The 17,144-nt window shown below is 60.4% G+C and carries 10 protein-coding genes; 5 read left to right on the top strand and 5 right to left on the bottom strand.

Features of this window, described 5'->3' with window-relative positions:
- Window positions 1-54: 54 nt before the first annotated feature.
- The 4 genes from RG836_RS18320 to RG836_RS18335 form a co-directional block, all read right to left on the bottom strand.
- Complete coding sequence (locus RG836_RS18320) at window positions 55-1,476, bottom strand: TolC family protein (protein ID WP_310848157.1); 1,422 nt, start codon at window positions 1,474-1,476, stop codon at window positions 55-57.
- Window positions 1,473-4,655 (bottom strand): efflux RND transporter permease subunit, encoded by a 3,183-nt coding sequence (locus RG836_RS18325; protein WP_310848159.1) that lies wholly within the window; start codon window positions 4,653-4,655, stop codon window positions 1,473-1,475. The genes RG836_RS18320 and RG836_RS18325 overlap by 4 nt, the downstream gene beginning before the upstream one ends.
- A 12-nt stretch (window positions 4,656-4,667) precedes the next feature.
- Entirely contained in the window at window positions 4,668-5,921 is a 1,254-nt protein-coding gene (gene mexE, locus RG836_RS18330; protein WP_310848161.1) for a multidrug efflux RND transporter periplasmic adaptor subunit MexE, read from the bottom strand.
- Between the two features lie 228 nt (window positions 5,922-6,149).
- Window positions 6,150-7,067: a LysR family transcriptional regulator gene (locus tag RG836_RS18335; protein ID WP_310848163.1), complete on the bottom strand. Its 918-nt coding sequence runs from the start codon at window positions 7,065-7,067 to the stop codon at window positions 6,150-6,152.
- Window positions 7,068-7,334: 267 nt separating this feature from the next.
- Here RG836_RS18335 and RG836_RS18340 point away from each other — a divergent pair, with 267 nt between their 5' ends.
- The 4 genes from RG836_RS18340 (at window position 7,335) to pgm (ending at window position 13,629) form a co-directional block, all read left to right on the top strand.
- The gene (locus tag RG836_RS18340) at window positions 7,335-8,357 is read left to right on the top strand and encodes a zinc-dependent alcohol dehydrogenase family protein (RefSeq protein ID WP_310848165.1); all 1,023 of its coding nucleotides are present in this window, start codon (window positions 7,335-7,337) and stop codon (window positions 8,355-8,357) included.
- Between the two features lie 626 nt (window positions 8,358-8,983).
- Window positions 8,984-10,435, top strand: a complete 1,452-nt coding sequence (locus RG836_RS18345; protein WP_310848166.1) for a hypothetical protein — start codon at window positions 8,984-8,986, stop codon at window positions 10,433-10,435.
- 41 nt (window positions 10,436-10,476) lie between these two features.
- Entirely contained in the window at window positions 10,477-11,877 is a 1,401-nt protein-coding gene (locus tag RG836_RS18350) for an aminotransferase-like domain-containing protein (RefSeq protein WP_310848177.1), read from the top strand.
- 105 nt (window positions 11,878-11,982) lie between these two features.
- Window positions 11,983-13,629, top strand: coding sequence for a phosphoglucomutase (alpha-D-glucose-1,6-bisphosphate-dependent) (gene pgm, locus RG836_RS18355; protein WP_310848168.1), 1,647 nt, complete (start codon window positions 11,983-11,985; stop codon window positions 13,627-13,629).
- Window positions 13,630-13,694: 65 nt separating this feature from the next.
- On the opposite strand, the gene RG836_RS18360 is transcribed toward pgm, so the two are convergent.
- Window positions 13,695-14,390 (bottom strand): pirin family protein, encoded by a 696-nt coding sequence (locus RG836_RS18360; RefSeq protein ID WP_310848169.1) that lies wholly within the window; start codon window positions 14,388-14,390, stop codon window positions 13,695-13,697.
- 329 nt (window positions 14,391-14,719) lie between these two features.
- Between RG836_RS18360 and RG836_RS18365 the strand changes: the two genes are divergently transcribed.
- Window positions 14,720-17,143 (top strand): UvrD-helicase domain-containing protein, encoded by a 2,424-nt coding sequence (locus RG836_RS18365; RefSeq protein ID WP_310848171.1) that lies wholly within the window; start codon window positions 14,720-14,722, stop codon window positions 17,141-17,143.
- The last annotated feature ends 1 nt before the right edge of the window (window position 17,144 follow it).

Genomic DNA, 17,144 nt, shown 5'->3' on the forward strand with positions numbered 1-17,144 from the left:
CGGGGCAAAAAATTGGTTGGTTGCGGCCAACCAAAGGAGCTCTTTAAAAACGGATTACTTGCTGGCCACGGTGTCCGGCGACCAGCCGCCGCCTAGCGCCTTGTAAATCGCGACGATGCCGCGATACAGGTCGATTTCGGCTTGAGCCTGGGTGTCTTCGGCTGCCAGGCGTTCACGCTGCGCATCGAGCAGTACCAGGAAATCCACCGTGCCTTCGCGGTAGCGGATCTCCGCCAGGTTGGCGGCCGAGCGGCTCGATTCGCTTTGACGAATCAGTGAAATCAAGCGCTGCTGGCGTTTGCCGTAGTCACTGAAGGCGTTTTCCGATTCTTCCAGGGCAAGCAAGACTTGCTGCTCGTAGTTCGCCAGCGCGCCATCAGCTTCGGCGTTGGCACCGCGCAAACGGGCGCGCACGCTGCCGAGGTCGAAAGCTGCCCAGGTGATGCTCGGGCCCAGTGCCCAGGCGTTGGCCGCCGAGGAACCGATTTGCGAACCACGCCCGGCGGTGAAACCGAGGAAACCGCTGAGGCTGACCCGTGGGAACAGATCGGCCTTGGCCACGCCGATCCGCGCAGTCGCTGCCGCCAATTGACGCTCGGCACTGAGAATGTCGGGCCGGCGTTGCAGCAACTCGCCTGGATCACCAATCGGCAAAGCCTTGGCGATGGCTGGCAGTTGTTTCGGGCTGAGGTCCACGGTCAGTTTGTCCGGGCGTTCACCCAGCAGGGTGGCGATACGGTTTTTCTGCCGTACCTGCTCGGCCTGCAACTGCGGCACGCTGGCTTCCACGGATGCGAGGCGGGCATCGGCACGCTCCACGTCCAGCTGGTCGCCGACACCGGCGTCACGCAAGTTGAGGGTGATACCGCGGGAGTCCTGCTGGTTTTTCAGGTTCTCCAGGGCGATCTTTTCCCGCAGTTGCGCACCGCGCAGTTGTCCGTAGGCATCCACTAGTTCAGCAATGATGGTGACTTGCAGTTGGTACAGATCGGCTTCGGCGGACGCTTGATCGGCCTCAGTGGCTTCCAGATTGCGCTGGATGCGACCGAACAGGTCGACCTCCCAGGCCATGTCCAACCCCAGGTCGTAGCGCTCGCTGTTGACGCGCTGGGTGGTCTGGCCCGGAATCTGGCCTTTGCCCAGGTCACTGCTGGCGCGGCTGGTGATGGTCGGCATGGCGTCATTGCTGGCGTCATCGCGGATGGCGCGGGCCGCCCGCAGACGGGCAAAGGACACGCGCAACTCGCGGTTGCCTTGCAGCGATCGAGTCACCAACTGGTTGAGGGTCGGGTCATCGAATTGCTGCCACCAGATGCCTTCGAAGCGTGCGCGGTCAAAGTTCTTCTGGCCGGCGGCGCCATCAGTGGCGGTGGTGATGTTAGCGGCTTCCGTGGTCGGGGCCTTGTAGTCCGGGCCGACGGCACAGGCACTCAGCGCCAGTACCAGCAAGCTTGGCAGGAAGACTTTCAGGCTCATTGTTGCGACTCCAGTTTCAGGGCCTTGGCCGCTTTGCGCGCTTCACCGCGCTCCACAAAGTTACGAATCAGTACGTAGAACACCGGCGTCAACAACAGACCGAAGAAAGTCACCCCAAGCATCCCGGAGAACACCGCCACGCCCATGGCATGACGCATCTCGGCACCGGCGCCGCTGGACAGCACCAGAGGCACCACACCCATGATGAAGGCGAACGAGGTCATCAGGATCGGCCGCAGACGCAGGCGGCAAGCTTCCAGGACCGCGGCGAGCGGGCTGAGGCCTTCGTCCTGCTGTTTATCCTTGGCGAACTCGACGATCAGAATCGCGTTCTTACACGCCAGGCCGACCAGTACGATCAATCCGATCTGGGTAAAGATGTTGTTGTCACCGCCGGAGGCAATCACGCCAACGATGGCCGACAGCAAAGTCATCGGTACGATCAGGATCACCGCCAGTGGCAGGCTCCAGCTTTCGTATTGTGCGGCGAGTACCAGGAACGCCAGCAGTACGCAGAGCGGGAACACGAACAGCGCGGTGTTGCCGGAGAGGATTTGCTGATAGGTCAGGTCAGTCCACTCGTAGGTCATACCGTTGGGCAGTTCTTCCTTAAGCAGTTTCTCGATCGCTTTCTCGGCCTGGCCGGAGCTGTAGCCGGGGGCTGCCGCACCGTTGATTTCAGCGGTGATGAAGCCGTTGTAGTGCATCACGCGGTCCGGGCCCGAGGTGTCGGTGACCTTGATGAAGGTCGCCAGCGGGATCATCTCGCCTTTGTTGTTACGCACTTTCAACTGGCCGATCTGGTCAGGTTCGAGGCGGAACTGCTGCTCGGCCTGAACGTTGACCTGGTAGGTCCGGCCGAAGCGGTTGAAGTCGTTGGCATACAGCGAGCCCAGGTAGATCTGCAGGGTGTCGAAGATGTCGCTGACGGCAACCCCGTGGGTCTTGGCTTTTTCCCGGTCGATGGCGGCATCGACCTGCGGCACGTTCACGGTATAGCTGGTGAACAGCGCGGCCAGTTCCGGCACGTTGTGGCTCTTGGCAATGATGTTCATGGTTTCTTTGTACAGCTCGTCGTAGCCCAGGTTGCCCCGGTCTTCGATTTGCAAGCGGAAACCACCGATGGTGCCCAGACCTTGTACCGGCGGCGGCGGGAAAATCGCCATGTAGGCTTCTTCAATGCCCGCGAACTTGCCGTTCAACGCACCGGCAATCGCGCCGGCGGACTCGCTCGGATCAGTACGCTCTTCGAAAGGCTTCAAGGTCACAAACACGATGCCGGCGTTCGGGCTGTTGGTGAAGCCGTTGATCGACAGGCCAGGGAAGGCTACGGCGCTATCCACACCCGGTTGTTTCAGGGCGAGGTCGGACATGCGTTTGATCACGTCTTCGGTGCGGTCCAGGCTCGAGGCGTCCGGCAGTTGCGCGAACGCCACCAGGTATTGCTTGTCCTGGCCAGGTACGAAACCGGTCGGGGTGCTGGAGAAGCCGAAGAACGTCAGCACCATCAGGCCGGCATAGACAATCAGGGCGATACCACTGCTGCGGATCACACGGCCGACCGTTCCGACATAGCCATGGCTGGCCTTCTCGAAGAAGCGGTTGAACGGTTTGAACAACCAGCCACCGAACATCTTGTCGAGAACTTTCGAGAAGCGGTCTTTCGGCGCGTCATGGCTCTTCAACAACACTGCAGCCAGTGCTGGCGACAAAGTCAGGGAGTTGAAGGCCGAGATCACCGTCGAAATGGCAATGGTCAGGGCGAACTGTTTATAGAACTGGCCGGTGAGACCGGAGATGAAGGCTGCCGGGATAAACACCGCACACAACACCAGGGCCGTGGCGATGATCGGGCCGGTCACTTCCCGCATGGCGCGTTTGGTGGCCTCCACCGGGGTTAATCCGAGTTCGATGTTTCGCTCTACGTTTTCCACCACCACGATGGCGTCGTCCACCACGATACCGATGGCCAATACCAGCCCGAACAGCGACAGGGCGTTGAGCGAGAAGCCAAACATGTGCATGACCGCAAAGGTACCGATCAACGATACCGGCACCGCCACCAACGGGATGATCGAGGCGCGCCAGGTCTGCAGGAACAGGATCACCACCAGCACCACGAGGATCAGCGCTTCGAACAGGGTGTGCACCACCGCTTCGATCGAACCACGAACGAAGATCGTCGGGTCATAAACGATGCTGTAGTCCATCCCTTGCGGGAAGTTTTTCTTCAGCTCATCCATCTTGCCGCGAACGTCGTTCGAGATCTGGATAGCGTTCGAACCCGGACGCTGGAAGATGGGGATCGCCACGGCCGGCTGGTTATTGAGCAACGAACGCAAGGCGTATTGGCTGGAACCCAGTTCAACCCGGGCGATGTCTTTAAGGCGGGTGATCTCACCGTTGTCGCCAGAGCGAATCACGATGTTTTCGAACTCTTCTTCGGACACCAGGCGGCCCTGGGCGTTGACCGAGAGCTGGAACGAGGTAGCGTTAGGCGCCGGCGGTGCGCCGAGAGCACCGGCTGCGACCTGGCGGTTCTGCTCGCGAATCGCGGCGACCACATCGGTGGCGGTCAGGTTACGCGAAGCGGTCTTGTTCGGATCGAGCCAGACCCGCAGCGAGTAATCGCCCATGCCGAACAGTTGCACGTCGCCGACACCCCCCAGCCGCGCCAGCTCATCCTTGATGTTGAGCAGGGCGTAGTTGGACAGGTAGAGCATGTCGTAGCGTTTGTCCGGCGAGGTCAAGTGCACAACCATGGTCAGGTCGGGCGAAGCCTTGTCTACCGTGATACCGATCCGCGTCACTTCTTCCGGGAGCTTGGGCTCGGTCCGGGTAACACGGTTCTGTACCTGCACCTGCGCGTTATCCAGGTCAGTACCCAGGGCGAAGGTAATGGTCAGGGTGATCTTGCCGTCGGCGGTGGACTGCGAGGACATATACAACATGTTCTCGACACCGGTAATGGCTTGCTCCAAAGGCGCAGCCACGGTTTCGCCGATGACTTTAGGGTTGGCGCCCGGGAAGTTGGCGCGGACCACGACGGTCGGCGGCACGACTTCCGGGTATTCGCTGATCGGCAACTGGAACAGCGAGATGGCACCGGCGATCAGGATCAGCAGCGACAGCACCGCAGCGAAGATCGGCCGGGAAATAAAGAATTGCGAAAAATTCATCGAAATTATCCCTTAACCGCGTGGGTTCGCAGCGGCGAGTTTCACAGCCGGCGCCGGCGCAGCCTTGGCAGGCGTCACTTGGGGCAGGTTGCTGGCTTCGAGCGCTTGTCGTTGTTGGGCCAGGGCGGCAAGGGTTTCCTTGCTGGCCATCGGGATCACTTCAGGGGTAACCGGCGAGCCCGGACGGACACGCTGCAAGCCCTTGACGATGACGGTGTCGTCTTTGTTCAGGCCGCTGCGCACGATGCGCAAGCCTTCGATTTTCGGACCCAGTTCGACCGAGCGGTAAGCGGTCTTGTTGTCGGCGTCCATCACCAGGACGAATTTCTTGCCCAAGTCGGTGCCGACCGCTTCGTCGTTGATCAGCATGGCGTTGTAAGTGCCGCTGCCGACCAGTTTCAGGCGAGCGTACAGGCCGGGGGTGTAGTCGCCCTTGCTGTTGTCGAACACGGCGCGACCACGGATGGTGCCGGTTTTCGGATTGACCTGGTTATCGACGAAGTTCATCACGCCTTGGTGCGGGTTGCCGTCCTCGTTGGACAGGCCCAGGTACACAGGAGTGGTCGCGCCGCGTTGACCGGAACGAGCGAGCTGCGTGTATTTGAGGAACACACGTTCGTCAGCGTCGAAGTAGGCGTAGACCTTGTCGGTGGACACGACGCTGGTCAGCGGCGTGACATCGGCGGTCACCAGGTTGCCGGCGGTGATTTCCGCACGGCTGACGCGACCGCTGATCGGCGCGGTGACGCGGGTGAAGCTCAGGTTCAGTTTTGCCAGGTCCAACTGTGCTTGCAGGGCGCCAACGGCGGCACGCGATTCCTGAGCGGCGCTGGTGCGCGAATCGGCGAGTTCGGCGGAGATGGCATTGCTGGTCCGCAGACGTTCGCCGCGTTGGGCTTCGTTTTCACTGCGGGTGGCGGTGGCGCGACTTTGGGCGACCAGGGCTTCGAGGCGGCGGACCTCAGCCTGGAACGGACGCGGGTCGATCTGGAACAGCAAGTCGCCTTTCTTGACCAGGGCGCCTTCAGTGAAAGCCACTTCATCAATCTGACCGGAAACCCGCGGACGGATTTCGACAGTTTCCGGCGCTTCGAGGCGGCCGGTGAACTCGTCCCACTCGTTGACCGGTTGCTCCAGCACTTTCGCCACGCTGACTTTGGCAGCAGGCGGGGCGGCCGCAGTTTCCGGATTCTTCCCGCAAGCGCTCATCACCACGACGGCCAAGATAGCCAGGGGGAAGCGCAAATGTTTGAGTGACTGTTCCATGGATGCATCCGCCAATGTATTGAGATGGGCGGATGATGCTCGGGCGGCTGCTATGTCACGAATCGAATGAAGCGAAGGTAACTATCATTCGGAATGATATCGGCGCCATGCAAGCCCTCTAGCATGCGCCTTCCGTTAGGGTGCTATCAATGTCCGTGATGGTAATTCTGTATTGCCTGAATCACATCAATCCGCGGAGAGCCGGCGGGCTCCTCCGCGGGAAAGGCGTCAAGCCAGGCTGTCAGGATCCCCAAAGAACATCTGAATCCGCGACCGCAACCAGCGCTCGCCAGGGTCGTTGTCCTGGGAACCACGCCAGGCCATGTGCAGTTCGAAAGTCTGCACCGGCAACGGTGGATCCTCGGCGCGCACGCCGCCAGCGGCGGTCAAGGCATCGGCAGTGTAGTCCGGCACGGTGGCGACGATATCAGTGCCGCTGATCAACGTGCTCAGGCCGTTGAACTGCGGCACTGCCAACACCACGTGGCGTTTGCGTCCGAGTTTCTCCAGTTCTTCATCTATAAAGCCGCTGAGGTCACCGGCGAACGACACCAGCGCATGCGGCCGCGCGCAGAAATCATCCAGGCTCAGCGGCCCCGGCACGGTGTCGGCACGCAGCAGTTTCGGTTTGCTGCGGCGCAACACCTTGCGCTTGGCATTGGCCGGCAGGTCGGCGGTGTAGCTGACACCGATGGAAATCTCCCCGGAGGCCAGCAGCGACGGCATCAATATGTAGTTGGCGCGGCGCACGACGACGACGATGCCTGGCGATTCGGCGCGCAAACGCTTGAGCAGGCTGGGCAGCAGGGCGAATTCGACATCGTCCGACAAACCGATGCGAAACACCGCGGTACTGGTGGCCGGGTCGAATTCGGCCGCGCGGCTGACGGCGGTCGAGATCGAATCCAGCGCCGGGGAGAGCAGGGCGAAGATTTCCACGGCCCGGGCCGAGGGTTCCATGCTGCGACCGGTACGCACGAACAACGGGTCGTCGAACAGCCCGCGCAGGCGTGAAAGGGCCGCGCTGATGGCCGGCTGTCCGAGAAAGAGCTTCTCGGCGGCACGGGTCACACTGCGTTCGTGCATCAATGTTTCGAATACGATCAACAGGTTCAGGTCGACACGACGCAGGTCATTACGATTCATCTGGAGTCCTGGCAGAGTCAGCGAGCTTGACGTGGGCGGCCAATTAAGAACAATGGCCGGCATGAATCTTACGGGGAAAGGCCGGTCCTCTGCATCGGCTAATTCACATTTCAGGCATTGGCAGGGCGCTTTTCTGCATTTTTTAGAACGATGACAGCCCTGCGGAATCAATGACAGACATGTCGACTATTAATAGCCACTGATAGTGTTGGGTTAAAACCCCAGATAGAGTTCGGGGCATTAGAGGTTTCTTTGGCGAGGTTTGCGATGTCACGCACGATCCGTTTTCACAAGTTTGGTCCTGCCGAGGTGCTCAAATGCGAAGAGCATGCGGCCGCTCTGCCAGCACCGGGCGAAGTGCAGGTGCGTGTCGAAGCGATCGGCATTAGCTGGTATGACACGCTCTGGCGTCAGAACCTGGCATCTTCCCAAGCACGTCTGCCTTCTGGCCTGGGTCATGAAATGGCCGGTGTGGTGACTGCAGTCGGCGACAACGTCACTGATTTGGCAGTGGGCGACAAGGTAGCCAGTTTCCCGGCCGAGAGCCCGAACGACTACCCGGTCTACGGCGAGTCGATCATTTTGCCGCGTACCGCGCTGACTCGTTATCCGGACGTCTTGTCTCCGGTCCAGGCCAGCGTGCACTACACGCCGCTGCTGATCGCTTACTTTGCCTACGTCGATCTGGCGCGAGTCAAACCTGGGCAGTTTGCCCTGGTCACTGACGCCAGCCATTGCGCGGGTCCGTCCTTTGTCCAACTGGGCAAGGCGCTGGGCATCAAGGTGATTGCCGCAACCAAGAACCCCGAGGAACGCGAGTACCTGCTGTCCTTGGGCGCCGAGAAGGTCATCGTCACCGAAGAGCAGGACTTGCTGATGCAGATCAACAAGATCACCGACAACCGCGGCGTTGACGTGGTGTTCGATGGCTTGGGTGGTCCGCAGATGTCGATGCTTGGCGATGTGCTGGCACCGCGCGGCAGCCTGGTGTTGTACGGGTTGCAAGGTGGTAACCAGACGCCGTTCCCGGCCTGTGCAGCGTTCCAGAAGAACATTCAGTTCTTTGTGCACTGCATCGGTAACTTCACCGGCAAGCCGGAGCTGGGCATCGCGCAGGACGAAGTGGCGTTGCAGCGGGCCTTGCGCGATATCAACCAGTTGACCGCTGACCGTGTGCTGCTGCCGTTGAAGACTCGGGTGTTCCCGTTTACCGAGTTCGTCGATGCCCACCGCTACATGGACGAATGCCCATGCCGCGAGCGAGTGGCCTTGCAGGTCGAGCCGGCGTAAGCCTTGACGAGGGACCGTTTGGACGGCCCCTCGAGCCGCACAGAACTTCCCTTTATGCCGCGATCATTTCGCGGCTTTTTTTTGCCTGATGTTTCACTACCGCGTCGAGGCCCGATCACTCTGCAACTGAACTGGTTTTTCCCTGCAATCTGTATCTTCTAATCAGGACTCAATTCTCGATAATTGCATGATTGTTTTCATCTCAAGGAACGAGCATGTTGAAGTGTCGACTGACCTCTTTGCTGCCTGCAAATTATTGTGAGCTATCACCCATTAGTTATTGTCCGGGCCTGTCAGGGGCAACAATCGTGGGAAATCCGCTAGTTACCGGACAATGGATACTCATACCTTTCCTGATTTCATGTGCTCGTTGTCCGTGGGAAGTTGTCGGAAACTTCCTAGGACGACAGGAGAAAAGGCCGATAGCCCTTGCCCACCGGGCGCCGGCGCAAATCAGCTGACATTGATTGGTTTGCCGGGCCCGGAAAATCCCGCTAATCAATAAAAAACGCGGTGTTAATATTTAATCACTAGACCACGACATGTTCGTCAATGTCGGTTGCCGGTCGTGCAATGCCCATCATTGCTTGCGCGATATCCAGGGTTCGAATATCAGGTAGATAACGATGAGTGCAATTCATGATCAAGCAATGAACTATGTCTATCAACAAGTAGTACACAGATTGTTGAGTTACTTCACGCGGGCAGAACGTACGGCGTTGCAATTATTGATTCAGCGATTGGTAGTCGCCGCCGGCGGTATGGAGCGGATTGGCGAATACAAAGTCCTGTTCTGCCATTCCGGCACCCAGGAAAGCTGCTACACCCTAGCGTTCCTGCGGGCGGCGCAGTTGAGCATCGCCGGGCGTGCCCCATCTACCTTCCAGATGCGCGTGGTCACGCAGTGCTTTAACAGCACCTCACAGGCCACGCTGGACAGCATGCAACGCAGTTACGCCGCGTTGTTTCTCTACGACGACCCGCGCGTCGAAGTGGTGATGGCCGATAACCGCGAAGTCCTGCCGTTTCGCCACGGTACGCCGCTGTCCCAGGCCGGCCGCGACGCCAATCGCCTGAACCTGCTGATGGTCGGGCATTTGCGCCATCGCGAGGCGCCCCTCGATCCCGGTGATGATGGCTACCTGAGCACCGGTGAAATGTATGGGCGTCTCGCGCGCTGGAGCGGCGGCGTCGACGCGTTGATCAACAGCGATTCGCCGCGCCAGCAGAAACGCTTTCTCGATGGCCTGAGCCGCGCCGCGCATAAGGTCGGCCTGGCGATCCCCTTGCAGGGCACTTCGGGTTTCGCCGAACTATTCGCCTTGCTCGACAGCCTCGGCGGCGACTTCTTTCGCGAGTTGTACATTGAGCAGGAGCGCGAACAATGGCGACCGGAATCGGAGTTTGAGTTGTGGCGCCGCGCGCATTGCATCGAAATCCACGATCTGATCCTCAGCAACCTGGAAGCCTGCTGGCCCTTGTTCAGCGAGTTCCTCGGCGTACAGCCAGTCGACCTGGTGATCGACAGCCATGAAAACCCGTACCTGAGTCCCCAGGCCTGCGCGCATTTGCACGGCTTGTACGCACTGTTCGTCGAGGATCGTGGCTATGAAGCAGGGGTGACCGACTTCTTGCACCGCATCCAGGTGATGCAGCGCCGTCAGCACGCAAGCGAGCCGCTGGCAGAGGGTCCACAGGCCGCGTTCAACATCGACTGGACAGAATACCGGACCCGCGCATCGACCCAGGCGCATGCGGCCACCGGGCTGACCGAAGCACAACTGCTGTGCATGTTGTTTGCACCCTTTGTGGACGAAGGGGCGGGGCTGGAAACCTTCCTGCGGCGTTGCCATCCCGGCATGTTGGTGGCGATGCCGGACCTGCACCGCGCACTGCAAACCGGCCAGGCGCCGGATCAGGTGCTGCAATGGATGCTGGATGTCAGCGGTCTGCCCGTCAGCCTGTTGCGCCGCTTGTACACCATGCGCTCGGTTTCCTGGGAGCACGGCCGGGCGGAAGCCTCGCCGGCCACGTCGTCCGACGTCGATCCGCTGGGCGAACTGTCGGCCCGCCAGTGACCGGCCATGACGATCGCCTCGACAGCGAGCCGCCGATAGCGATCAAAGGTGCGCGGCAGACTGATTTCGCTTACCAGGCGGTGTACCGCTATCTGACGCACTTAATCAGCGAACTGGGCGCGGACTGCCGGGTGCGCCTGCCGTCCTTGCGCCAGCTGTCGGAGCGCTTGAACGTGTCGATCTCGACCATTCAATACGCCTATTCGCTGCTGGAGAAAGAAGGGCGGGTCTACTCGGTGGCCAAGTCCGGCTACTACGCGTTGCCGATGGCCTGCACCTCGGTGATCAATAGCGGCAGCGATCTGCTGGAGAGTCTGTACAGTGGCGCCCGACGTCCCGGCATGCTGGTGCTCAGCGCCGACGAACCGGCGGCATTACAGCCGCTCGACAGTCCGTTGTTGCTGCTGGAGCGCGAATTGGTGCGGCAATACCCGCGCCAGCCGCAATTGCCGCCGCAACCCTGCGGCGAACACGAGCTACGTACCGCAGTCGCCGCCCGCTACACCACCTCCGCGTCCCGCTACTGGCATGCCGATGACGTCTACGTCGGCGCGGACCTGCGCGGTGCCTTGGAACTGCTGATCGGCGTACTCAACCTCAAAGGCGCAGCGGTGCTGGTGGAGTCACCTTGCGACTGGTCGATCCTGCGCTTGTTGCAAGCCGCTGAAGTGCGGGTGATTGAGGTGCCGGTCCAGGCCGACGGCGGCCTCGACCTGGAGATCCTCGCGCACGCGCTCAACGACCCATCGCTGCGCCTGGCGATCGTCTCGTCGAGCTTGAACATGCCCCACGGCAGCCGGATCCCCGAAGACAATCGCCGGGCGACCGCGCAACTGCTGCAACAGAAGGGCTGCTGGGTGCTGGAGAACGACAGTTACGGTGAACTGGGTTTCGAGGCCGACAACCTGCGATTTCGCGATGTGCTCGACCCGGATCGGTTGATCGTGTGTTCGACCTTCGAGAAAGTCATGGGCCCGGAAGCGCCCTACGGCTATTTGCTGACGCGGCACTTGCGCAGCGAGTTCCAGCGGCATTTCCTGCTGCGGGCGTTCCGATTATCGCCGATCCGCCAGAAAGCCGTGGCGCGACTGTATGCCAGCGGTCGCTTCGACCAGCACTTGCATGTGCTGCGGCGGCTGCTCAAGGAGCGCAAGTTGTCGATGAGCCAGGCCGTGCAGGAACGTCTGGGCGAGGCGTTGCAAATTGTCGATCCGCAGGGCGGGGCGACGTTGTGGGCGCGGTGTCGACGCCAGGTCGATATGCGGCGGGTGTTCCAGCGTTTGCTCAAGCAGCACGTGGTGATCGCACCAGGGGAGTTGTTCAGCCTGCAGGGCTCGTATCAGCAGCATTTGCGCCTGAACCACAGCTTCAGCGGCCACCACGACCTCGCCGCCGCACTGGCGTTGCTGGGCGATGCGCTGCGCATGGAGCAGCTGGATTGACCGGCAAAACCTGCCGAATCTTAACGGGATCGATAACATCGCGCTGTGGTCGAACTGTCAGTAAACTCCTTTCATTTCCTGACCACTCGATCCCAGAGGTTTTGCATGTCACTCAGTCCTTTTGCGGGTAAACCGGCGCCGGCGCAACTGTTGGTCGATATCCCGCGACTGGTAACGGCCTATTACACCGGCCAGCCTGACGCGGCCATTTCCACCCAGCGCGTAGCGTTTGGCACGTCCGGGCATCGCGGCAGCTCCTTCGATTTGAGTTTCAACGAGTGGCACGTCCTGGCCATCAGCCAGGCCATCTGCCTGTACCGTGAAGCGCAAGGCATCACCGGGCCGCTGTTTGTCGGCATCGACACCCACGCGTTGTCGACCCCGGCCGGCGCCAGCGCCCTGGAAGTACTCGCGGCCAACGGTGTCACCGTAATGATCGCCGCCAACGACGAATACACCCCAACCCCGGCGATCTCCCACGCCATCCTCTGCTACAACCGCGGCCGCACCACGGGCCTGGCGGACGGCATCGTGATCACGCCGTCGCACAACCCGCCACAAAGCGGTGGTTACAAGTACAACCCCACCAACGGCGGCCCGGCGGACACCCACATCACCAAGTGGATCGAAGCCAAGGCCAACGAACTGCTGGCCAACAAACTGGCCGGGGTCAAGCGCATCAGCTACGAGCAGGCGCTGAAAGCCGAGACCACTCATCGTCACGACTACCTCAATACCTACGTCGCCGATTTGATCAACGTGATCGATTTCGACGCCATCCGTGGCGCCAATCTGCGCTTGGGCGTGGATCCGCTGGGCGGAGCAGGGGTGCGCTACTGGTCGGCCATTGCCGAGCACTACCGCTTGAACCTCGACGTGGTCAACACCGAGGTCGATCCGACCTTCCGCTTCATGAGCGTCGACTGGGACGGCCAGATCCGCATGGACCCGTCGTCCAGCTATGCGATGCAGGGGCTGATCGGTTTGAAAGAACGCTTTGACGTGGCGTTCGCCTGCGACCCGGACCACGATCGCCATGGCATCGTCACCCCGTCGGGCGGCTTGCTGGCACCGAACAATTACCTCGCGGTGTCGATCGATTACCTGTTTCAGAATCGTCCGCAATGGCGCGCTGATGCCGCTGTCGGCAAAACCGTGGTCAGCAGTGGCCTGATTGATCGCGTGGCCAAGCGCCTGGGTCGTCGCTTGTACGAAGTGCCGGTGGGCTTCAAATGGTTTGCCGATGGCCTGTTCGATGGCTCGCTGGGGTTCGGCGGCGAAGAAAGCGCCGGGGCCTCGTTCCTGCGCAAGGACGGCGGCGTGTGGAGCACCGACAAGGACGGTCTGATCCCGGCGCTGTTGGCGGCTGAAATGACCGCTCGCACTGGTCGCGATCCAAGCCAGGCCTATCAGGCGCTGACCGAGGAACTGGGCGAACCGTTCTCGGTTCGCGTGGATGCCAAGGCCAACCCCGAGCAGAAGGCATTGCTGAGTAAGTTGTCGCCGGATCAAGTGACCTCGACGCAACTGGCGGGCGAAGCGATCCAGAGCATTCTCAGCCATGCGCCGGGCAATGATCAGGCGATTGGCGGCTTGAAAGTGATGACTGAGAACGGCTGGTTCGCCGCGCGGCCGTCAGGCACCGAGGACATCTACAAGATCTACGCCGAAAGCTTCATCGGCGATGAGCACCTCAAGCAATTGGTGGCCGAGGCGCAAACGCTGGTGGATGGCGCAATCGCTTCCAAGTAAGGGCTGCGGAAACAAGAAAGGGCGACCATCACGGTCGCCCTTTTTGCATTGCGGTGTTTATCGAATCAAGCCAGGTCCACCAAGACAATTTCGCTGTCCTCGATGGCCGTCACTCGCAAGACCTGCTCATTAGCCACCGCGATGCCGTCGCGAGCTTGTGCGTGCAAGCCATTGACTTCAATGCGACCCGTTGAAGGCACCAGATACGCACGGCGGCCGTGGTCGAGGCGATATTCCGCCGATTCCCCGGCCTTCAGGTTTGCCGCCACCAAGCGGGCATCGGCACGGATGCGCAGGCTCTGGTCGTCGCCGCCCTTGCCGCTGGCCAGGGTCACGAAGCCTTCACGGTCGCCCTTGGGAAAAGGTTTTGCGCCCCAGGACGGTGCCGCGCCGGTTTCGGTCGGAATGATCCAAATCTGGAAGATCTTGGTTTCAGTCGATTCCAGATTGAACTCGCTGTGGGCGATCCCGGTGCCGGCACTCATTACTTGCACATCACCGGCTTCGGTGCGGCCCTTGTTGCCCAGGTTGTCCTGGTGGGTGATCGCGCCTTCGCGGACGTAGGTGATGATTTCCATGTCCCGGTGTGGGTGGGTCGGGAACCCGGTTCCGGCGGCAATCACGTCATCGTTCCAGACCCGCAGGTTGCCCCAGTTCATGCGTTTGGGGTCGTGGTATTCGGCGAACGAAAAGTGATGATGGGCATCCAACCAGCCGTGATGGGCGCCGCCCAGGCTGGTGAAAGGTCTGAGTTCGAGCATGATCTTCTCCTGAGAGGGTTCGTGATGACGACGGCACCAGACCGCGCGTCAGGAACCTGTGGTTGATGGCGGGCATCATCTATTAACTACAAATCGATAAAAAGCGTAAAAAATGCCGCATTACCATCGAGAAAGTCGATCTTCAAATAACCTCGAAACAATCTCATGCAGCTTTCAGTTCATCACTTAAGTCAATGATGGATAAGCATTTCACTAGAACTGACGAGCAAATGCAGACACCATAGCTGCCATTGCCTACAGCCCCGGAGTCCCTCAGCGTGGTGCCACCGATTCCCGATCTCCCTCCTGAACTTCAACCTTTGGCGCAGATGCCTTGGCTCAAACGTATGGCCGCGCGATTTTTCGGCCATGGCTTGACCCGCTTGCGCGCACAGCATCGCGCGTCGTGGCTGCATGGTCAGGCGGATGGCTTTCGCAGCGGCCATAGCGCCGGTGTCGATTACGGCTATAAGGAAGGACATGCCGAAGGACTGGAGGCCGGCCGGCAAGTCCTGTTGATTCGCGACTCACGCTCGACCGAGCATCGGCCGCCGCAAGTGGATGAGCATTTGTTTGACGATTGGCGGTTGCCGCTTTCCGCCGAACTGAAGAAACGGATCAAGGTTGACGTAGGACGCCTGCTGCCCGCGCATGCCCAGCCAAGCACGGCGCAGTGGAAGATGATTTTCAGCGACACACCGTCGACCTCCGTGGTGGCCGGGGCCGGCGCGGGCAAGTCCACCACCTTGGTGCTGCGGATTCTGCTGCTCAACCATTACTTTGGCTTTGAGCTGGATTCCATGACCGTGGTGACCTTCACTCGAGAGTCGCGCAAGGATTTCATCACTAAGCTTATCGACGTGTTCGCCCTGTGGGGGCTGCCGATCAGCCTCAAGCAGGGCCGCGACCTGGTGCGCACCTTTCATTCGCGGATCCTGCCCATGGTCCGCAGTCTGCCGGGGTTTGAGCGCTTGCAGGCGTTTGAGAACCTCAGCCTGCGGGCACAAGGTGATGATGCGGAAGTAGAGAGCAATCCCTTCGACTTGCGCATCAACGACGCCCAGCGCCAACAGCTAAACGCCTGTTATCACGGCTTGTTTACCCGCGATCAGCGCTTCCGCGAGCTGATTCAGCCGTTGTCGCGCCACGGTTTGCAGCTCCGGGAACTGGAACGCGATCACCCGGACGTGCAGAAGCGCATGGCGGTGACCGAATTGGCCGCGCAGCGCGATGAAGAACTCTGCGATGCGATCGAGGATCTGTGGTTCCGCGCCGGTGCCTGGCCGATCAAGGGCATAGAGCCCAGCCGCGAGGCGTTTGAGATAAACGGTTCGACCTTTCATTGCCACGGCTACATCCCCAGCCTGGATGCCTGGGTCGTCCTCGGTTTCGATCCTCGCGAAAGTGCGCAACTCAGTCGTCCGAATGCGCGGTTGAGTATCCGAGCAGAGTGGTCGGTTAAAAGAACGCTGTTTCAAGCATTCTGCCGTAAGCCATTGATATGGCTGGACAGCTACGAATCTTCCAGGCGTGTGCTCGCGACCTTGGCTGGGGATGCAGCGGCAGGGCCAGGCTTTGATTACAAGGTCAAAGGCGAACTGGCCTCTGCGCCGCTGCTCGACTGTTTCGTCGCGGCGGCGGGGTTTATCGAGAATCTCGGGCTGGACGTCCCGACGGCGGTGAGCCAGATGAGCTTCGCCAAGGACGACCCGGACCGCTTGTTCTTCGAAGCCCTGAGTCTTTACTGGCGCGCCCTGGAAGATCATTTGCTCGACCAGAAACCGCCGGTCATGACTTACAACCGCATGTTCGCGTTGTTCAGCGAGCACTCCCCGGAAAACTTCAAGTTGCTCGGCGATGCATTGCTGCGGCCACTGTCGCACCTGATGATCGACGAATTTCAAGACGTTTCGCCGCAGATTGTTTCGTGGTTGCGGGCCAGCCTGCGGGAGATCCGCAGTCGTGGCCCGGCGATGCATGTTGGGCGCGGCGCGCAGCGCTCGTCGTTACTGTGTGTGGGGGATGACTGGCAGTCGATCTACGGCTGGCGGGGCAGTTCACCGAGCTACTTCATGGAATTTGGCAAGCAATTCCCCTCACCGAGCACCACGCGGGTGATGCTCAGCGAGAACTATCGCAGCCACCAGCATATTATCGATGCTGCCGAACACATCGTCCGCGCAGCGCCGTCGATTGCCGGCAAGAAGGCCAAGGCCAGCGGTGCGGTGCAGGAATTGCGGCCGGTCAATGTGCTGGAACGGGATGATCAGGCTTTGGGACAGCGTTTAACGGCTCACTATAATCGCGGTGATTCAATCCTGATGCTTTATCGAAGAAGTAGTGATAAGTCATTGATAGAAGCGCATATTCAATCGGTAGTTAATGTGGATTCGAGCTTGCCCTACGCGTCTCGCCGGCTGAAACAACTGACGTATCACAGCGCCAAAGGCCTGCAAGCGGACGCGGTGTTCCTACTCGGCGATTGCCAGCACTTGACCAGCTCGCCTTACAAGAATCAGGTCTATCGCATGGCCGGACTGGGCAAGAGCGGCGATGCCGAGCCCTACGACAGCGCCCAGAAAGATGAAATCCTGCGCTTGGCCTACGTCGGCATCACCCGGGCGGTGAGTCATTGTTACTGGTATGTCGAGCGGCCCGAGGCGCAAGCCGTGAATATGCCCAAGGCGTCCGACCGGATTAGCCACGGCAAGCCGTTCTTTGCGGATCATCGGCAGGCCAAAAGCTCAACCTGAC

Origin of the sequence: Pseudomonas rhizozeae (assembly GCF_031583775.1) — a bacterium.
GTDB lineage: Bacteria > Pseudomonadota > Gammaproteobacteria > Pseudomonadales > Pseudomonadaceae > Aquipseudomonas.